The sequence below is a fragment of the Streptomyces sp. NRRL F-525 genome (assembly GCF_000716605.1).
GTDB lineage: Bacteria > Actinomycetota > Actinomycetes > Streptomycetales > Streptomycetaceae > Streptomyces.
In genome coordinates this window covers 70,207-85,716 of the sequence record NZ_JNXE01000014.1, presented here as the reverse complement: position 1 = coordinate 85,716, position 15,510 = coordinate 70,207, and the positions used below count along the sequence as shown (strand labels likewise).

Annotated in this window: 18 protein-coding genes and 6 tRNA genes; 9 read left to right on the top strand and 15 right to left on the bottom strand. The window is 69.6% G+C overall.

Annotated features, from left to right (window positions below):
* Nucleotides 1-110: 110 nt before the first annotated feature.
* The 6 genes from OO69_RS20865 to OO69_RS20840 form a co-directional block, all read right to left on the bottom strand.
* Nucleotides 111-701 carry a hypothetical protein gene (locus OO69_RS20865; protein ID WP_033282241.1) on the bottom strand — a complete coding sequence of 197 codons (591 nt, stop codon included), beginning with the start codon at nucleotides 699-701 and terminating at the stop codon, nucleotides 111-113.
* A 4-nt stretch (nucleotides 702-705) separates the two neighbouring features.
* On the bottom strand, nucleotides 706-1,581 hold the full coding sequence (locus tag OO69_RS20860; protein WP_051801137.1) for a carbohydrate ABC transporter permease: 876 nt from the start codon (nucleotides 1,579-1,581) through the stop codon (nucleotides 706-708).
* The gene (locus tag OO69_RS20855) at nucleotides 1,578-2,546 is read right to left on the bottom strand and encodes a carbohydrate ABC transporter permease (protein ID WP_106971080.1); all 969 of its coding nucleotides are present in this window, start codon (nucleotides 2,544-2,546) and stop codon (nucleotides 1,578-1,580) included. The genes OO69_RS20860 and OO69_RS20855 overlap by 4 nt, the downstream gene beginning before the upstream one ends.
* Complete coding sequence (locus tag OO69_RS20850; protein WP_033282239.1) at nucleotides 2,546-3,832, bottom strand: ABC transporter substrate-binding protein; 1,287 nt, start codon at nucleotides 3,830-3,832, stop codon at nucleotides 2,546-2,548. Before OO69_RS20850 ends, OO69_RS20855 begins: the two co-directional genes overlap by 1 nt.
* A gap of 345 nt (nucleotides 3,833-4,177) precedes the next feature.
* Nucleotides 4,178-4,249, bottom strand: a tRNA-Val gene (locus OO69_RS20845).
* Nucleotides 4,250-4,326: 77 nt separating this feature from the next.
* Nucleotides 4,327-4,791, bottom strand: a complete 465-nt coding sequence (locus tag OO69_RS20840; RefSeq protein ID WP_033282238.1) for a TIGR02611 family protein — start codon at nucleotides 4,789-4,791, stop codon at nucleotides 4,327-4,329.
* 191 nt (nucleotides 4,792-4,982) lie between these two features.
* On the opposite strand from OO69_RS20840, the gene OO69_RS20835 reads away from it, so the two are divergent.
* Nucleotides 4,983-5,396 carry an SsgA family sporulation/cell division regulator gene (locus tag OO69_RS20835; RefSeq protein WP_004002642.1) on the top strand — a complete coding sequence of 138 codons (414 nt, stop codon included), beginning with the start codon at nucleotides 4,983-4,985 and terminating at the stop codon, nucleotides 5,394-5,396.
* 276 nt (nucleotides 5,397-5,672) lie between these two features.
* The gene (locus tag OO69_RS20830) at nucleotides 5,673-6,233 is read left to right on the top strand and encodes a CGNR zinc finger domain-containing protein (protein ID WP_033282237.1); all 561 of its coding nucleotides are present in this window, start codon (nucleotides 5,673-5,675) and stop codon (nucleotides 6,231-6,233) included.
* An 80-nt stretch (nucleotides 6,234-6,313) separates the two neighbouring features.
* Here OO69_RS20830 and OO69_RS52530 read toward each other — a convergent pair whose 3' ends face one another.
* On the bottom strand, nucleotides 6,314-6,466 hold the full coding sequence (locus tag OO69_RS52530) for a hypothetical protein (RefSeq protein ID WP_019059824.1): 153 nt from the start codon (nucleotides 6,464-6,466) through the stop codon (nucleotides 6,314-6,316).
* Nucleotides 6,467-6,635: 169 nt separating this feature from the next.
* Nucleotides 6,636-7,085: a hypothetical protein gene (locus OO69_RS20825; protein ID WP_033282236.1), complete on the bottom strand. Its 450-nt coding sequence runs from the start codon at nucleotides 7,083-7,085 to the stop codon at nucleotides 6,636-6,638.
* A 247-nt stretch (nucleotides 7,086-7,332) separates the two neighbouring features.
* On the opposite strand from OO69_RS20825, the gene OO69_RS20820 reads away from it, so the two are divergent.
* Nucleotides 7,333-7,848 carry a DsbA family protein gene (locus OO69_RS20820; protein WP_033282235.1) on the top strand — a complete coding sequence of 172 codons (516 nt, stop codon included), beginning with the start codon at nucleotides 7,333-7,335 and terminating at the stop codon, nucleotides 7,846-7,848.
* A gap of 15 nt (nucleotides 7,849-7,863) precedes the next feature.
* Here OO69_RS20820 and OO69_RS20815 read toward each other — a convergent pair whose 3' ends face one another.
* Genes OO69_RS20815 through OO69_RS20805 form a run of 3 tightly spaced genes read right to left on the bottom strand, consistent with a single transcriptional unit; the run spans nucleotide 7,864 to nucleotide 10,603 of the window.
* On the bottom strand, nucleotides 7,864-8,688 hold the full coding sequence (locus OO69_RS20815) for a GNAT family N-acetyltransferase (RefSeq protein WP_033282234.1): 825 nt from the start codon (nucleotides 8,686-8,688) through the stop codon (nucleotides 7,864-7,866).
* A gap of 53 nt (nucleotides 8,689-8,741) precedes the next feature.
* Nucleotides 8,742-9,563, bottom strand: a complete 822-nt coding sequence (locus tag OO69_RS20810) for an aminotransferase class IV (RefSeq protein WP_033282233.1) — start codon at nucleotides 9,561-9,563, stop codon at nucleotides 8,742-8,744.
* Complete coding sequence (locus tag OO69_RS20805) at nucleotides 9,560-10,603, bottom strand: chorismate-binding protein (protein WP_033282232.1); 1,044 nt, start codon at nucleotides 10,601-10,603, stop codon at nucleotides 9,560-9,562. The genes OO69_RS20810 and OO69_RS20805 overlap by 4 nt, the downstream gene beginning before the upstream one ends.
* Before the next feature lie 179 nt (nucleotides 10,604-10,782).
* On the opposite strand from OO69_RS20805, the gene OO69_RS20800 reads away from it, so the two are divergent.
* The 5 genes from OO69_RS20800 (at nucleotide 10,783) to OO69_RS20780 (ending at nucleotide 11,254) form a co-directional block, all read left to right on the top strand.
* Nucleotides 10,783-10,855, top strand: a tRNA-Gly gene (locus tag OO69_RS20800).
* A gap of 40 nt (nucleotides 10,856-10,895) precedes the next feature.
* Nucleotides 10,896-10,969, top strand: a tRNA-Cys gene (locus tag OO69_RS20795).
* Nucleotide 10,970: 1 nt separating this feature from the next.
* Nucleotides 10,971-11,042, top strand: a tRNA-Val gene (locus tag OO69_RS20790).
* A gap of 34 nt (nucleotides 11,043-11,076) precedes the next feature.
* Nucleotides 11,077-11,148: transfer RNA gene (locus OO69_RS20785), tRNA-Val, on the top strand.
* Between the two features lie 34 nt (nucleotides 11,149-11,182).
* Nucleotides 11,183-11,254 (top strand) — tRNA-Val (locus OO69_RS20780).
* Nucleotides 11,255-11,307: 53 nt separating this feature from the next.
* Here the strand turns inward: OO69_RS20780 and OO69_RS20775 are convergent.
* The 4 genes from OO69_RS20775 to OO69_RS20760 form a co-directional block, all read right to left on the bottom strand.
* Nucleotides 11,308-11,607 (bottom strand): zf-TFIIB domain-containing protein, encoded by a 300-nt coding sequence (locus OO69_RS20775; RefSeq protein WP_078652509.1) that lies wholly within the window; start codon nucleotides 11,605-11,607, stop codon nucleotides 11,308-11,310.
* An 80-nt stretch (nucleotides 11,608-11,687) separates the two neighbouring features.
* Complete coding sequence (locus OO69_RS20770) at nucleotides 11,688-12,626, bottom strand: phosphotransferase family protein (protein ID WP_033282230.1); 939 nt, start codon at nucleotides 12,624-12,626, stop codon at nucleotides 11,688-11,690.
* A 386-nt stretch (nucleotides 12,627-13,012) separates the two neighbouring features.
* A complete protein-coding gene (locus OO69_RS20765; RefSeq protein WP_033282229.1) occupies nucleotides 13,013-13,222 on the bottom strand; it encodes a hypothetical protein in 210 nt (69 codons plus the stop codon).
* Nucleotides 13,223-13,434: 212 nt separating this feature from the next.
* A complete protein-coding gene (locus OO69_RS20760; RefSeq protein ID WP_033282228.1) occupies nucleotides 13,435-13,710 on the bottom strand; it encodes a hypothetical protein in 276 nt (91 codons plus the stop codon).
* Between the two features lie 196 nt (nucleotides 13,711-13,906).
* On the opposite strand from OO69_RS20760, the gene OO69_RS20755 reads away from it, so the two are divergent.
* Nucleotides 13,907-15,298 carry a serine/threonine-protein kinase gene (locus OO69_RS20755; RefSeq protein WP_033282227.1) on the top strand — a complete coding sequence of 464 codons (1,392 nt, stop codon included), beginning with the start codon at nucleotides 13,907-13,909 and terminating at the stop codon, nucleotides 15,296-15,298.
* The last annotated feature ends 212 nt before the right edge of the window (nucleotides 15,299-15,510 follow it).

Genomic DNA, 15,510 nt, shown 5'->3' with positions numbered 1-15,510 from the left:
CTTTCCTTTCCGTGCGGGAAGCGTTCGTCACGTGCGATTAGTCAGGGGCATGACAGATAGAGGTACGACGCTCCGAACGCGCCGACCTCGCGCAAGGCGCCGTCCGCCCGTCAGCGGCGCCGGTACCGCTCCTCCACGGCGACGGCCGCCGCGGCCACGGCCCCCAGCACGGGAACCGCCAACGGTGCGATGAACAGCGCGGAACAGCCGACGAGGACCAGCCCGCCGACGAGCAGGAAGGAACCGGCCGGGTCGAGGACCGTACGGCGACCTGCCTCAGCGAGCAGCGCCCGCCAGGTGTCCCCCGGCGCCCAGACCGCCGCCGCGCGCATCCCGGCGACGACGATCCCGAGCAACGCGAACACCCCGACGGCACCGACGAGTTGCCCACCGGGCAGCCCGGCCCGCACGGCCTGGACGTCCACCCACACGGCGGCCACCGCGCCCCACCCGGCGACCCCGACGGCCCACCCGCCACGCACCGCGACCCGGAAGTCCGCGACGAACTCCCGCCAGCCACCGCCCACATGAGCTGTGCGGCGCCTCAAGTGCCGTGCCCCGGCGGCGAATGCGGCGGGATACGTGACAACTCCCGCCGACGCGACGGCGATCCACACCCCGGTGAGCAGACATTCGGCGAACACCCCGAACCGCTCGGCGAAGACCGACTCCCTGCGTGGTTTCACGCGTGCTTCGGCCACCGTCTCAGCCCTTCAGTCCGGAGGTCGCCATACCGTCGATCAGGTACCGCTGGAAGGCGAGGAAGAACAGCAGCACCGGCAGCAGTGCGACCAGTGACATGGCGATCATGCCGCCGTAGTTCGCGGCCACGCCGTCGGAGTCGCGGAACATCATCAGACCCAGCGAAACCGTGTATTTCCCGGGCTCGTTGAGGTAGATCAGCGGGCCCATGAAGTCGTTCCAGGCGTTGATGAAGGTGAAGATCGCGCTGGTGATGAGCGCGGGCCGGCACAGCGGCAACACGATCGACCAGTAGATCCGCAGGTGTCCGCAGCCGTCGAGGCGCGCGGCCTCGTCCAGTTCCTTCGGCAGGTTGCGCATGAACTGCACCATGAGGAAGACGAAGAAGGCCTCGGTCGCCAGGTACTTGCCGATGAGCAACGGGACGTAGGTGTTGACCAGTTGGAGTTTCTGGAACATCACGTACTGCGGGATCAGCAGCACGTGGTACGGCAGCAGGAGCGTCCCGATCATCAGGGAGAAGAGCAGGTTGCGGCCCGCGAACCGGATGCGGGCGAAGGCGTAGGCCGTCAGGGAGCAGGAGATGAGGATGCCGACGACCGAACCGAGGGCGTAGAAGAGGGAGTTCTGGAAGAAGGTCCAGATCGAGATGTCGGCGATGCCCTTGGCCAGGCCCTTGAAGTTGGCGAGGATCGGGTGCCCTGGGAAGAGCTGCAGGCTGTTGATGACGTCCTTGCTCGGCTTGAACGAGGCGCCGATGACCCAGACGACCGGGTAGAGGACGACAGCGAGGACGGCCAGGGCTCCGACGTGCCAGACGAGCGAACCGGTGCGCTTGCGCCCCAGCCCCGGGGACTTCGGGGCAGTCGTAGCACTCATCGGGCGTCCTCCTCGTAGTGCACCCACTTCTTCTGCGACCAGAAGAGGACGGCCGTCACGAGCGCCACGGCGAGCAGCAGCATCCAGGCCATCGCGGACGCGAAGCCCATCTGGGCGTTCTTGAAGCCCTGTTGGTAGAGGTAACAGGTGTAGACGAGCGTGGCGTCGGCCGGTCCGCACTGGGAGTTGGAGACGACGTACGCGGAGCCGAAGATCTGGAAGGAGTGGATGGTCTCCAGCAGCACGTTGAAGAAGAGGACAGGCGAGATCATCGGCAGTGTGATGTTCCAGAACCGGCGGAAGGGCCCGGCCCCGTCCATCGCGGCGGCCTCGTACAGCTCCCTCGGTACCTGCTTGAGCCCGGCCAGGAAGATGACCATCGGCGCGCCGAACTGCCAGACGGTGAGCGCGACCAGGGAGTAGAGGATCCAGTCGGGGTCGCCGACCCAGCCGCCGACGTGGGAGCCGAAGAGCGACTGCGTACGGTCAACCACGGCGCCGTCGGAGAAGAGCGTCCGCCAGACGAAGCCGATCGAGACGCTCGCGCCGATGAGCGAGGGGGCGTAGAAGGCGGCCCGGTAGAGGGCCTGGCCGCGGCGGCTCTGGGCGAGCAGCATGGCGACGCCGAGGGCGAGGAGCAGTTTCAGCGGGGTGCCGATGACGACGTATTTCGCCGTCACCTCGACCGACTTCTGCCACCTCGGGTCGTCGAACATCCGGGTGAAGTTGTCGAAGCCGATCCACTTCGGGCTGTCGAAGAGGTTGTAGTCGGTGAACGCGAAGTAGAGGGAGGCGACCATGGGGCCCGCGGTCAGCAGCAGGAAGCCGGCGATCCACGGGGACATGAAGAGGTAGCCGGCGAGGTTCTCCCGGCGCCCCCGCCGCTTCTTGGCGGCGGGGGCGGCGGAGCGGGGCTGCCGGGTGGCGGGCGGAGCGTCGTCGACGAGCGTCACGGCGGTTCCCATCAGGCGGAGAAGGCGGCCTGCGCCTCGGAGAAGAACTGCTTGACCGCGTCGGCGACCTTGGTCTTGCCCAGCGCCATGTCCCCGCCGATGCGCAGGAAGGCGGACTCGGCGGTGTCGGCGCCGGACGGGTGCGGGGTGATCGTCCCGAGGACACCGGCCTTGGCGGTGTCCACCTCGTACTGGGCGATCTCCTTCTGGACGGCGTCGGTCGGCTTGAACGCGTCGTACTGGTCGGTGGTCGCGAGGATGCCCCGGTCGTAGCCCATGATCCTGCCGACGGCGGGGTCATGGACCATGAAGTCGATGAACTGGGCGACTTCCTTCGGGTGCTTGGTGCGCGCGGAGCCGCTGAGCATCAGGGACGCGAGGTACTGGCCGGTGTCCTTGCCGTCGGTGGTGGGGATCGGCGCGAGGCCGTAGTCGCTGGTGCCCTCCGCCGTGTAGCGGACGGTGAAGTTGTCCCAGGTGAATTCCGAGGCGCCATGGCCCGCCGAGAGCGAGGACTTGGGGGTGTCCTGGGCGACGACCTTCGGGGAGGTGACGATCCCGGCCTTCACCCGGCCGTAGCCGTCCCTCCACCACTCCGTCAGATCCGACTCCTCGAAACCGAGTCCGTCCTTGGTGAAGAACGCCTTGCCGTTCTGCCGGAGGTAGAGGTCGTACAGGTACATGATGCCGAAGTAGCCGGTGTCCCCGGGGACTTCGGTCTTGTCGTGGATCGTCTTGAGGGCCTTGAAGTACTCGTCCCAGGTCCAGCCCGCCGAGGGGTCGACGCCCGCCTTCGCGTAGACCTTCTTGTCGATGACCAGCGCCATGGTGTTCGAACCGACCGGAACACCGAGCTGCTTGCCGTCGACCTGGCCCACCGCGACGACGCCCGCGCGGAAGTGATCCAGGCTCAGATTTCCCGCGTCGATCTGCGATCTGAGATCGAGCAGGACGCCTCTCTTGTCGTACTTCCGAAGAAATCCGACGGCGTTCTGGAATACGTCCGGCGGATTTCCGCCCGCGGCCTGCGTCTGGAACTTCTCCCAGAAAGAGGGATAGTCCTGAAAGTCCGTCTTCACCTTGATCTTCGGATACTTCTTTTCGAAGAGCGCGATGGACTGATTGATCTTTTTCGCCCGCTCCTCGGCACCCCACCACGAGTAACGGATCGTCACATTCCCGTTCGCGGACGTGCCGTCGTTCCCGCCGCATCCCGTCGCCGCCAGCCCCAGCGTCGCCGCCGAGACCCCGGCGGCCTTCAGGACCGTACGCCTCTCCACATTCGTGCGGGTTCCCATGATGGGCCCTCCCCGTAGCGTCGTTGCCACCTGCATGAATCGTTTCAAGTAAGCGCTTGCTGGCACAAGGTACGGAGGCCCTCGGGGTGCGTCAATGATTCGGACAGGAATTTCTTGTGGACCGGCTGAGCGCTACGACACCGCCGCCTGGCGCGTTGAGGAGGCGAAGGGACGGACACCGCAGGTGAGGCGCGTGCGATCGACCGACCGAACGGGAAGCGGTCTGCCGCACTCCACCGGCGACCGGCCGAAAAACGCCTGGGCGGTGGGGAGTTGACGGCGCGATCCGGTGACCGAACGCCGACGGCCCGCCTGCGTGAATCACAGGCGGGCCGTCGGTCCGGGTGGGCGATACTGGGTTCGAACCAGTGACCTCTTCGGTGTGAACGAAGCGCTCTCCCACTGAGCTAATCGCCCGGGCGCACGGACAACATTACCCCATGTCAGCAGGTGCCCCGACCAGCACCGGAAGGCCCCCGGAGGCCGTCAGCGGGTCACTGGTCCTTGATCTTCCAGGGCATCACGACGCCGAACTTCCAGACGTAGACACCGACCAGGGCGACCACGATCACCAGGCCGACCGAGGTCAGGACGATGTTGCGGCGGCGTACGGCGGGGTCGAGTGCGCGCTGTGCCGCCTCGGTGACCTTGCGTTTCGTCCAGCGGAGCACCAGCTGGGCCCAGACGAACTCGGTCGCCCAGATCGCCATGCCGCCGAAGATCACGACCCAGCCGGGTCCCGGCAGCGGCAGCATGATGATGCCGGCGACGACGACCGCGAGGCCGATGACGAAGACGCCGACCTGCCAGCTCAGATGCAGCGCACGGCGTGCCTTGATGAATTCCGGCGCCTTGGAACCGAGCCCCTGCCCGTCCCGCGCCCCGTCCGCCCGCTTCTCGTCGGCCGCCCCGTCCGACGCCACGACAACCTCACCCGGCTCGTCACTCCCCGTATTCATACGGACAAACCCTACCCGAGGGAAACCAGTCACCGGAATGGCCCCACGGAGCGATCGAGCCCTCGGCCGGAAGAGTTACGTAAAGGCACGCAAAACACTCAGAGGGGTTTACAACGGCACCGTAGGTGGCATGTCGATTTCGCCGACGTGCGAATCCCCGAGCGCACACTGAGCGAAAGGCCCTGGCGCTTATGAACACCACGGTCAGCTGCGAGCTGCACCTGCGCCTCGTTGTGTCGAGCGAGTCATCCCTGCCTGTCCCCGCAGGCCTGCGGTACGACACGGCCGACCCCTACGCCGTGCACGCCACCTTCCACACCGGAGCCGAGGAGACCGTCGAGTGGGTGTTCGCCCGCGACCTTCTCGCGGAGGGCCTCCACCGGCCCACCGGCACCGGCGACGTCCGAGTCTGGCCATCCCGTAGTCACGGTCAGGGCGTCGTCTGCATCGCGCTGAGCTCTCCCGAGGGCGAAGCCCTGCTGGAGGCTCCCGCGCGGGCTCTGGAGTCCTTCCTGAAGCGGACGGACGCCGCCGTGCCACCCGGCACGGAGCACCGGCACTTCGACCTGGATCAGGAGCTGTCGCACATCCTGGCGGAGAGCTAGAGCGAGGTCCCATCCAAGCCGCCCGGCGCCGTCCGAACTCGGGGAGACGGCTCGGGCTCAGACAACCGCATAAGGCACACACCGGCGCCGTCGCCGCGATTCGTCGCGGGGGCGGCGCCGGTGCGCGTGGAGCCCGGTCGCGCGACTCTCCGTGATCCGGGGAACCGCCAGGGCCGCCGTCCCGTTCTCAGAGACAGGGGGCCGCCCTCCGGGAAGCCACTACCATCGGCCAGCATCGGCGGGCGCCCGCCCGACCCCCAGGCCAGGGAGCGAAACGTGCTGATCACCCACGACACCCGGTGCGCCCTCGACACCGTGGTCGATCTGGTGAACACCGCACCGGAGGACGCCGCGGCGCCGGACGGACTGCAGGATGTCGCGCTGCTCGCGGATTTCGTACGAAACCACGAGATCAGCGATGTCGGGGTGCTGTCGGAGTTCGATCTCTCCGCCGTGCGCAAGATCCGCGGCCGGTTCACCGCGGTCTTCTCGGCCCCGGACCCCCGGACCGCCGCCGGGCTGATCAACGACCTGGTCGCCGCCGCGGGCACCACACCCCGGCTCACGGATCACGACGGCTACGACTGGCATGTGCACTACTTCGCGCCCGGCGCCTCGGTCGCCGACCATCTCGCCGCCGACTGCGGGATGGCGCTCGCGTTCTTCGTGGTGGCCGGCGAGCAGGAGCGGCTGCGCCGCTGCGAGGCCCCGGACTGCCGGCGTGCCTTCGTCGACCTCTCACGGAACCGCTCCCGGAGGTACTGCGACAGCCGGACCTGCGGGAACCGGCTGCATGTGGCCGCGTACCGGGCACGGCGCAAGGAAGCGGCGGGCTGAGGCCCGGCGCCGATCGCGTCACTCGCACAGGGATGAGGTCGCGGCCCCCGACGGGTGACGTCGGGGACCACGAGTACGGCTCACAGCATCAGCAGGTCGTGCAGCGAGGCCATGAGCAGCAGACACCCGATCACCGCTAGGAAGATCATCAGCGGTGGCTGGGAAAGGGCGAAAAGGCACCCGCGCGGCTCGTCCTTCGGCGGCGCGGCGTCGCTCTGTGTCGTGTCCAGCATCTCGCGGCGATGATGACGCAGCGGAGACCCCTGGCGCGATCAACACGCCCGCTATGAGAGGGAGTTCGCCGAATTCCGTGATGTCCGTTTCGAGTCGCGACGACTCCTGAACGCTTACCGGCGGACCTGGCTCACTCTGTGTCGTTTCAGTCGCGGTCCCGTCCGACCGTCATATGCCGTGCTTCTTGAGGATGGCCTCGATGTCGCTGAAGTCGTCCCCGCCCTGCGCGCGGGGCGCGGCCGCCGGCCGGGTCGCCGGGCGCTTGGCCGGACCCAGGGAGGGGGCGGAGGCCGCCGGCGCCACCGCGTCCGACTGGCCCGAGGCCCGGGCCGCCTTGCGTTCCTTACGGGTGCCGCCACCGCCACGACGGCGTTCCACGGCCCGCGTGCCCATGAAAAGCAGCCAGGCGCCGCCCAGCACCACGAAACCCGCCCAGGCCGTGGGACTGAACGCCGTGTCGGCCGCCCAGCCGACGACCCCGGTCATCACCAGGCCAACCGGCACCAGCGAATAGGCGGCGATACGGGCGGCGGAGAGAAATCGCTTGCGATACGCCGTGACCGCCGCGATGCCCAGGCCGGCCGCGGAGACGGCGGAACAGACGGTCTCGGCAATCATCCGGTCCTCCAGGCTGATCCGTCGGGCAGGCACAGGTCGGGCGTGCACTTCGTCCCTTCCATCCTGCACCGTCCGGTCCCCGGGAGGCCATGCCCCGGTAGGACATCAGGGACATCTCCGGGTCGCATCCTCCCCAGGTGCCGGTCGGCGTCGTACGGCTGCGGCCCCTGGGTGACGGTCGGTGTCGTCCGCGTACGGCCCGTGGCCCTGGTTGGGAGCGGTGCGGCCGGGCTGGGAGACTGGGCGCATGAGTGACCTCCCCTCCGTGCGCACCCCCGTCCTCGACGTCTGGTGCGAGCTCCAGTGCCCGGACTGCGACACCGCCCTGGACGATGTACGCGCCCTGCGGGCCCGCTACGGCGACCGGCTGGAGGTGCGGCTGCGGCACTTCCCACTGGAGAAGCACAAGCACGCGTTCGCCGCCGCGCAGGCCGCCGAGGAGGCCGTGGAACAGGGGCGGGGCTGGGACTACGTCGAGGCCGTGCTCGGCCGGGTCCAGGAACTGGACCGTAAGGGAGAACCCTTCCTGGTCGAGGTCGCCGGTGAACTCGGTCTGGACGCCGAGGAGTTCGACACCGCGCTGATCGACGGCCGGCACATCCTGATCGTCGACGCCGACCAGGCCGAGGGCAAGGCCATCGGCGTGACCGGCACCCCGACGTACGTCATCGGCGGCGAGCTTCTCGACGGCGGCAAGAGCCAGGAAGGGCTCCGCGCCCGTATCGAGGAGATCGCCGACCGGTTGCTCGCCGGGGGTGAGTGAGCCTCGGCGAGAGGCTCAGAGCAGGCTTTTGTACAGGTGGTAGGTGACCGTCTCGTAGCCGAGTGACTCGTAGAGCCGCTCGGCCGGGGTGTTGCCCGCGAAGACGTTCAGCCGGATGACCGGCAGACCGGTCGCGATGCCCTGCGCCTCGGCCAGGAGCATCAGGGTGCGGCCGTGGCCCCGGCCCCGATGGCGCGCGTCGGCCTCGACCTTGTAGACGAAGGCCTTGCCGTTGCCGGGGCCCGTCCAGAGCGTGCCGACCGCGGTCCCCTCGTGCTCCAGGACGCTGAAGACCATGTTCGCGGTGTCCACTCCGTCTGGCAGCAGAGCGGCGTTGCCCTGCAGAGCCTTGGCCCGGGCCTCCGCCTCGGGCACCCCGCGCTCGGTCCAGCTCTCGATGAAGGACTCCGTGTCGAGCACTTGCCAGGGGCCGAACTCCTCCCGGGTCATCGGCCGGCCCCGGCTCCCCGCGGGCAGTTCGGGCGCGGTGGCGCCGAGTGGCTTCTCCATGTGGCGGTTGCGGACGACGTAACCGAGGTTGGTCGCCATCTTGAGCGCCACCTCCTCCGCCGCCGGCACGGACGCCTCGATCCGCTCGCAGCCCCACCCCCGCACCACCTCCTCGGCGGCGAGCGCGGCCACCGTGCCCCGGCCGCGCCGACGGTCCGGTTCCTCGATGCGCAGGTCCCGGATCTGGGCCACCGCATCGCCGAAGAAGGGACTCGTACCGAGGTGTATCGCGCCGACGGGACGGCTGTTCACGCACACCTGATAGCGGCGCGAGCGGGTCCCGTCGGCCTCTTGCTGAAGCGGCTCGGTCGGCCGCAGGGTCGTAGTCATCAAAGGAGTTCTACCCGGACCGGAGCCCCAGGTCAGCCCATTAACTACTGCCCCTACGGATCAAGGTCGTCGCCCGACCGCTCGTCGAAGACGCGCATGGCCTTGGCGGTCACCGGGCCTGCCGTGCCCGGGAGTTGACGCCCGTCGACCAGGTGGACGGCCTGGACATCCCGCAGTGACGACGTGAGGAAGACCTCGTCGGCGCGTTCCAGGACGTCCAGCGGGAGGTCGGTCTCCTTGGCGCCGGTCCATTCGACGGTCAGGGCGCGGGTGATGCCGGCGAGGCAGCCCGAGGTGACCGGCGGGGTGTGGAGCTCGCCGTCGAGGACGACGAAGACGTTCGACCCTGTGCCTTCGCAGAGTTGGCCGACCGTGTTGGCGAACAGGGCCTCGGAGGCGCCGTGTTGGTGGGCGCGGGCGAGGGCGACGACGTTCTCGGCGTACGACGTCGTCTTGAGGCCGGTGAGGGCGCCGCGTTCGTTGCGGGTCCACGGGACCGTGACGGCGGCCGTGGAGTCGGGGCGGCGGTTCGACTCGCCGAGGGCGACGACGAGGGTCGGGCCGTGCTCGCCGCGGTCGGAGCCGAGCGGGCCGTGGCCGCCGGTGTACGTGATGCGGAGCCGGCCCAGCGGCATCGGGTTGGCGTCGAGGACGGCCGCGCAGCCGCGGCGGACCTCGTCCAGGTCGGGGTCGGGCAGCCCGAGGCCGCGCGCGGAACGGGTCAGCCGGTCGAGATGCCGGGTCAGCGCGAACGTCTTCCCGTCCGTCGCCTTCACCGTCTCGAAAATGCCGTCGCCCACGGTCAGTCCGTGGTCGAAGACGGAGACACGGGCGGACTCGATGTCCTGCAGCCCGCCGTCGAGCCAGATCTTCATGAAAGAACCTCTCCGCTCACCTCGTACGCGCCCGACGCTATCGCGAGCAGCCGTGACGCCTTCAGCTCGGTCTCCCGCCACTCCCCCTCGGGGTCCGAACCCCAGGTGATGCCCGCGCCGGTGCCGAAGCGCAGCACGCCGTCGGCGCGGTCGATCCAGAACGTGCGGATGCCGACGGCCAGTTCACCGGTCCCCCGGTCCGCGTCGACCCAGCCGATGCCCCCGCAGTAGGGGCCCCGGGGCGCGGTCTCCAGGGCGTCGATGATGCGCAGGGCACTGGACTTGGGCGCGCCGGTGACACTCCCGGGCGGGAAGGCGGCGGCCAGCAGCTCCGGCCAGCCGGCGTCCGCGGGCAGCTCACCCCGCACCGTCGACACGAGGTGGACCAGCCCGGGGTGCTTCTCGACGACGCACAGGTCCGGCACCGTCACGGTCCCCGTGGCGCACACGCGGCCGAGGTCGTTGCGGACCAGGTCCACGATCATCACGTTCTCGGCATAGTCCTTCTGCAGCAGGTCCGCCTCCGTGCGCCCGGTGCCCTTGATCGGGCCCGACTCGACGACCTTGCCGGTACGGCGCAGGAAGAGTTCGGGCGAGGCGGTGGCTATCTCCACGCCGTGGTCGGGCAGCCGGATCGTTCCTGCGTACGGCGCCGGGTTGCCGCGTGCGAGCAGGGCGGTGAGGGCGTCGACGTCCGCGTCGGGGGCTACCGGCGCGGACAGGACGCGGCACAGGTTCGCCTGGTAGACCTCGCCGGCCGCGATGTGCTCCCGGATGCGGCGGACGCCGGAGGTGTAGGCGGCGCGGTCGAGGGAGGAGGTCCAGGCCTCGGTCGCGGGGCCGTGCCAAGCGCCGGGGGCGGGCGCCGGGACCGGTTCGTGTCGTACGTCGCGGAAGCGCGCGCAGGTCAGACGGCCCTCGAAGTCGGCCGCGACCGCCCAGAAGCCGGTGGAGTCCAGGGCCGCGGGATCGCTGGTGACATCGAGGAGACCGGTGGCGACACGGCCGCCGAAACGGACGAGAGGGGCGAGGCGGGACACGCCGTCGAGTCTATGGCGGGTGTCTTCCAGGTTGCCCGGCCGTGTCCCCGTGGCTGCCCTGACCATGTGTTCCCGTAGTCGCAGGCCAGCACGCTGCACAAACGCGTTTTTGTGCTGGCCCCGGAATCCGCTAGAGTTCAACTCGTCGCCGCGACGCGCAAGCCGAGCGGAAACGACAAGCGGACGTAGCTCAGTTGGTAGAGCGCAACCTTGCCAAGGTTGAGGTCGCCAGTTCGAACCTGGTCGTCCGCTCGCAGGAAAGTGGGGGATCTTCCCGAACCCCTACGCTCCTGGTGGAGTGGCCGAGAGGCGAGGCAACGGCCTGCAAAGCCGTCTACACGGGTTCAAATCCCGTCTCCACCTCCAAGGACGATTAGCTCAGCGGGAGAGCGCTTCCCTGACACGGAAGAGGTCACTGGTTCAATCCCAGTATCGTCCACTGGTCCGCAAGGACTTGGTCCGCAAGGATCCCCGCGCGATTAGCTCAGCGGGAGAGCGCTTCCCTGACACGGAAGAGGTCACTGGTTCAATCCCAGTATCGCGCACGCACCGCCCATGATCCCCGGATCGTGGTCCCGAGGACGATTAGCTCAGCGGGAGAGCGCTTCCCTGACACGGAAGAGGTCACTGGTTCAATCCCAGTATCGTCCACACTCCGGAGCCCCCGGCCGTCTCGTACGGCCGGGGGTTCTTGCGTGTGCCGGTCAGCTGGAGAACAGCATGTGGCCGAAGCTCTTGTGGCGGTGGTGGCCGCCGTGACCGCCGTAGTGGCCACCGCCGTGACCGCCGCCGTGCGGGGCGCCCCAGGCGGGCGCGGACGGGGCGGGGTAGGCCTGCGGGCCCGGGGGCGGCGGGGCGGGCTGCTGCCACTGCGACTCCACGCGGGTCAGCGCCTCCAGCTCGCCGTAGTCGAGAAAGATCCCCCGGCAGTTGCTGCACTGCTCGATCTGGACACCGTTGCGGTTGTACGTGTGCATCGGCGCATGGCACTTCGGACACTGCATGCTCGGCTCAACTCCTCGCCCATCGGGACATCTTGGTGTTTCCCCAGGACAGACTCCGTCCGACCCCGGTCGGTTGCACCCTACTTCGCGGATCCGGGCGCCAACTCGGCCGGTACGGAACCCATTCGGTCACACGCGTCCACGACGGCCTGCTCCACCTCGTCGAGCGGTCGGCCGGCTGTGACCGCCTTGACGATCGCCAGGGCGGCGGTCTGGACGGTGAGGGCGCGGGCCGGGACGTCCAGGGCGGGCCAGGGATCGCCGTCCGCGGGGACGGCCGGGCCGCCCGCCTCGCGGTACGCGGTCAGGAAGCGGGTCCACTCGTCGGGCGGGAGCAGGCCGCAGGCGTACCAGGCGGCGGGGCGGGCGAGATCCCAGGCGGGGGCTCCTACGCCCATGTCGTCGACGTCGATCAGCAGCCACGGGCCGTCGGGGGCCGGGTGGCGGACGAGTTGGCCGAGGTGCAGGTCGCCGTGGCAGACGGTGGTGGTGTCCGGCTGGGGTGCCTCCGCGCGGGCCCAGGCGGGGAGGCGGGTCCAGGCGTGCAGGACGGGGGCCGCGGCCGGGTGGGGGCCGGTCTCGCGGAGCCGGGTGATCGCTCGGACCGCCTTGAGGGGGCCTCGCATGGGTGGGAGGGGGGTGGGGGCGGGAGTGCGATGGAGGTGGGCGAGGAGGGTGGCCGCTGCTTCCCAGGGGGCCGCGTCCGGGTCGTCCGGGTCTACGGGGGTGCCGTACGGCCAGCACGTCACCCAGCGGTCGTGCAGGTGGAGGGGGGTGGGGTCGAGTGGGGGCAGGAGGATGCCGGGGAGGTGGGCGGCGGCGGTGAGGCGGGCGGTGAGGTCGGTGGGGTCCGTGTTCGGGGCGTGGGCCTTCGCGACGGTGTCCTCGTGGCGGACGACTGTGCCGTCGGGGCGGTCGGTGAGGGTGGGGGTTGCTCCGCAGGGGCAGGGGGTTGTGCGCGCGTGGGCCATGGTCCTGGCTCGGGTGGTGAGGGCGGAGAGCAAGGGGGTGCGGGGCATCGCGCTTCCTGGGGCGGGGGGTGGGGAGTTCGTCGCGAGCGTACGTCTACGGCGGGTTCGGGCGGGCTGTGTGGGTGGGCCCAGGGGTTTTCGCCCCCGCCGCCCCTACCCTTCCCATCCTCCAGGGGCTGCCGCCCTTCCGCCCCGCCTGGGGGCTGCGCCCCCAGACCCCCATCGGCCTGAACGGCCTCGTCCTCAAACGCCGGACGGGCTGACTATTGCCAGCCTGCGCTCAAGAGGACTCCGGCAGGAAAAGGGCAAAGCAAAGCCGGCGCAGCTCCCCAGCTGCGCCGGCTTTTTTTGCCGTCCGCCGCACCCCCGTCCCCACGGGGTTTCATGGGTTGATGTCCCCGCCCGGACCGCTCTTCCGGGCCTGGGGTCGCCGCTCAGCGCCCCAGCATCACTCCCACGGACGACGCTTGTGTGGCCACGGTCTCCCAGCCGTCGAAGACGACGAGGAGCAGGACCGCCAGGGGAAGTGCCATCAAGGTCGCCACCAGTGGGTGGCGACGGCCCGTGCGGCGGGTTCGGAAGGCCGCGTTGTATGCCTTGCGTCCCTCGGTGCGGATCAATGCCCGCGGTGCCGTATGGGCCATGGTCCCTCTCCTGACCGTGCTCCGTTGACCAAACTCGGTTGTCGTTGGCAGCGGCGGGTGTCTGACCTCGGGGGACGAGTGCTGCACCCGCCGCTTGACCTCAAATCTAGGCGCGCGGCGGGTGCGGGTCGTCATGCCCTCGTACCGATTGGCGGGCCTCCCGGAGGATGAGCGATGACCTGCGGAGTACTCCCCTGGGTGGAGACCGGGTCCTACGTCTCGGGGTCTTCCCGGAGGGGGAGTCCGGTGTGCCCCGCTTTCTCTGAGCTGTCCTCGCGCGGGACCGGCTGCTCGACCAGGGCGAGGACCCTGGTCGCCATGAAGCGGGCGGTACGGACGACGGAGCCACTGCGGGTGACTTCGCTCACTTCCACCACCCCTCGGCGCACCGCCGTCTCCACCCGACGGCCCGCCCTGCTCGCCACCACCTCGTACGTACGTGTTGTGTCGCCGGCGTCCACCACTATCTCGACGCGATCACCCTTCACGCGCTCAATCCCCCTTCTGTGATGGTTGGTTGGGGTCCGAGGTGATGTGAAGTCCTGCTGCTCGCAACGCCTCTGACCACTCTTCAAGTTTCCCACCCGGCACTGACAATCCATCGGTTCGAGAGGGCGCGGCCTTTGCGCGCGGGCGCCCGTGGAAACGTAAGCTGTCGCTCGTCACACGGACCGGGCAGCGGGGATGAACATGGCGATGATGCGCCTGAGGCGCGAGGACCCGCGCGTCGTCGGCTCGTTCAGGCTTCACAGACGGCTCGGCGCGGGCGGAATGGGTGTCGTCTATCTGGGCTCCGACCGCAAGGGGCAGCGGGTCGCGCTGAAGGTGATCCGGCCGGATCTGGCGGAGGACCAGGAGTTCCGTTCGCGGTTCGCGCGCGAGGTCTCGGCCGCTCGGCGGATTCGCGGGGGATGCACGGCCCGGCTGGTCGCCGCGGATCTTGACGCCGATCGGCCGTGGTTCGCCACTCAGTACGTGCCCGGGCCGTCGTTGCACGACAAGGTCGCCGACGAGGGGGCGCTGGGAGCGGCCGAGGTCGCCGCCATCGGGGCCGCCCTGTCCGAGGGGCTTGTGGCGGTGCATGAGGCCGGGGTCGTCCACCGGGACCTCAAGCCCTCGAACATCCTCCTCTCCCCCAAGGGTCCGCGGATCATCGACTTCGGTATCGCCTGGGCTACCGGGGCTTCTACGCTCACGCACGTCGGTACGGCGGTCGGGTCGCCCGGGTTCCTCGCGCCCGAGCAGGTGCGGGGGGCTGCCGTCACTCCGGCTACCGATGTGTTCTCGCTCGGGGCCACGCTCGCTTACGCCTCGACCTCCGACTCGCCCTTCGGGCACGGTAGTTCCGAGGTGATGCTGTACCGCGTGGTGCACGAGGAGGCGCAGCTGCACGGGGTGCCGGACGCGCTCGCGCCGCTCGTCCGCGCGTGCCTCGCGAAGGATCCCGAGGAGCGGCCCAGCACGCTTCAACTGTCCCTGCGGCTCAAGGAGATCGCCGCGCGTGAGGCTCAGGGGATGGCCGATGTGCGGCCGCCGGGGCCGCGGGCGGCGGAGGCGGATCGGCCTACCGGGCGGCTCACCGACAGTTATCCGGAGCAGCAGCGCACCCAGAGTCAGCGGCGGCCGCAGAATCCTCAGGGTTCTCAGGGGACGCCGGCGCCTCGTGGTGCCGCGCCGTCGTCCCGTGGTGGGGGAAGTCCGTCGCGTGGGGGTGGCGGTGGGGTGCCGTCGCGTGGGAGCGGGGTGCCGTCCCGGCCGGGTTCTCCTCGGCCCACTCCGTCCGGGCGTAACACCACGCGGTCCGGGTCCGGGTCCGGGTCCGGTAGTGGGAGTCGTCCCGCGCCTCGTAGTGGGGCCGGGCGGCCTGGGCCTCGGACCACGGGGACCGGGCGGCGGCCTGCGAATCCGCGGTTGCTGCGGCAGCGGTTGTTCGTGTTCGTGGTGGTGACGCTGCTCGTCGCGCTGGGGATTGCTGTGGCTCAGGGGTGTTCGGGGCCGGCTCATGGGCTTGGGCGTACGGGGGATGGGAGTGTCGTGCGGGCGGATGGTCCGGGGGCGGACGGGTTCGGCGAGTAGTGGGAGCCGGTGGTGGTTTTCGCCCCCGCCGCCCCTACCCGTCCCATCCCCAGGGGCTGCCGCCCCTTCCGCCCCGCCTGGGGGCTGCGCCCCCAGACCCCCATCGGCCTGAACGGCCTCGTCCTCAAACGCCGGACGGGCTGAATATTGCCGGCCTGCGCTGAAAAGTTGAGGCCGGACGGGCTGAATATCGCCAGTCTGTGCTCAGCCCC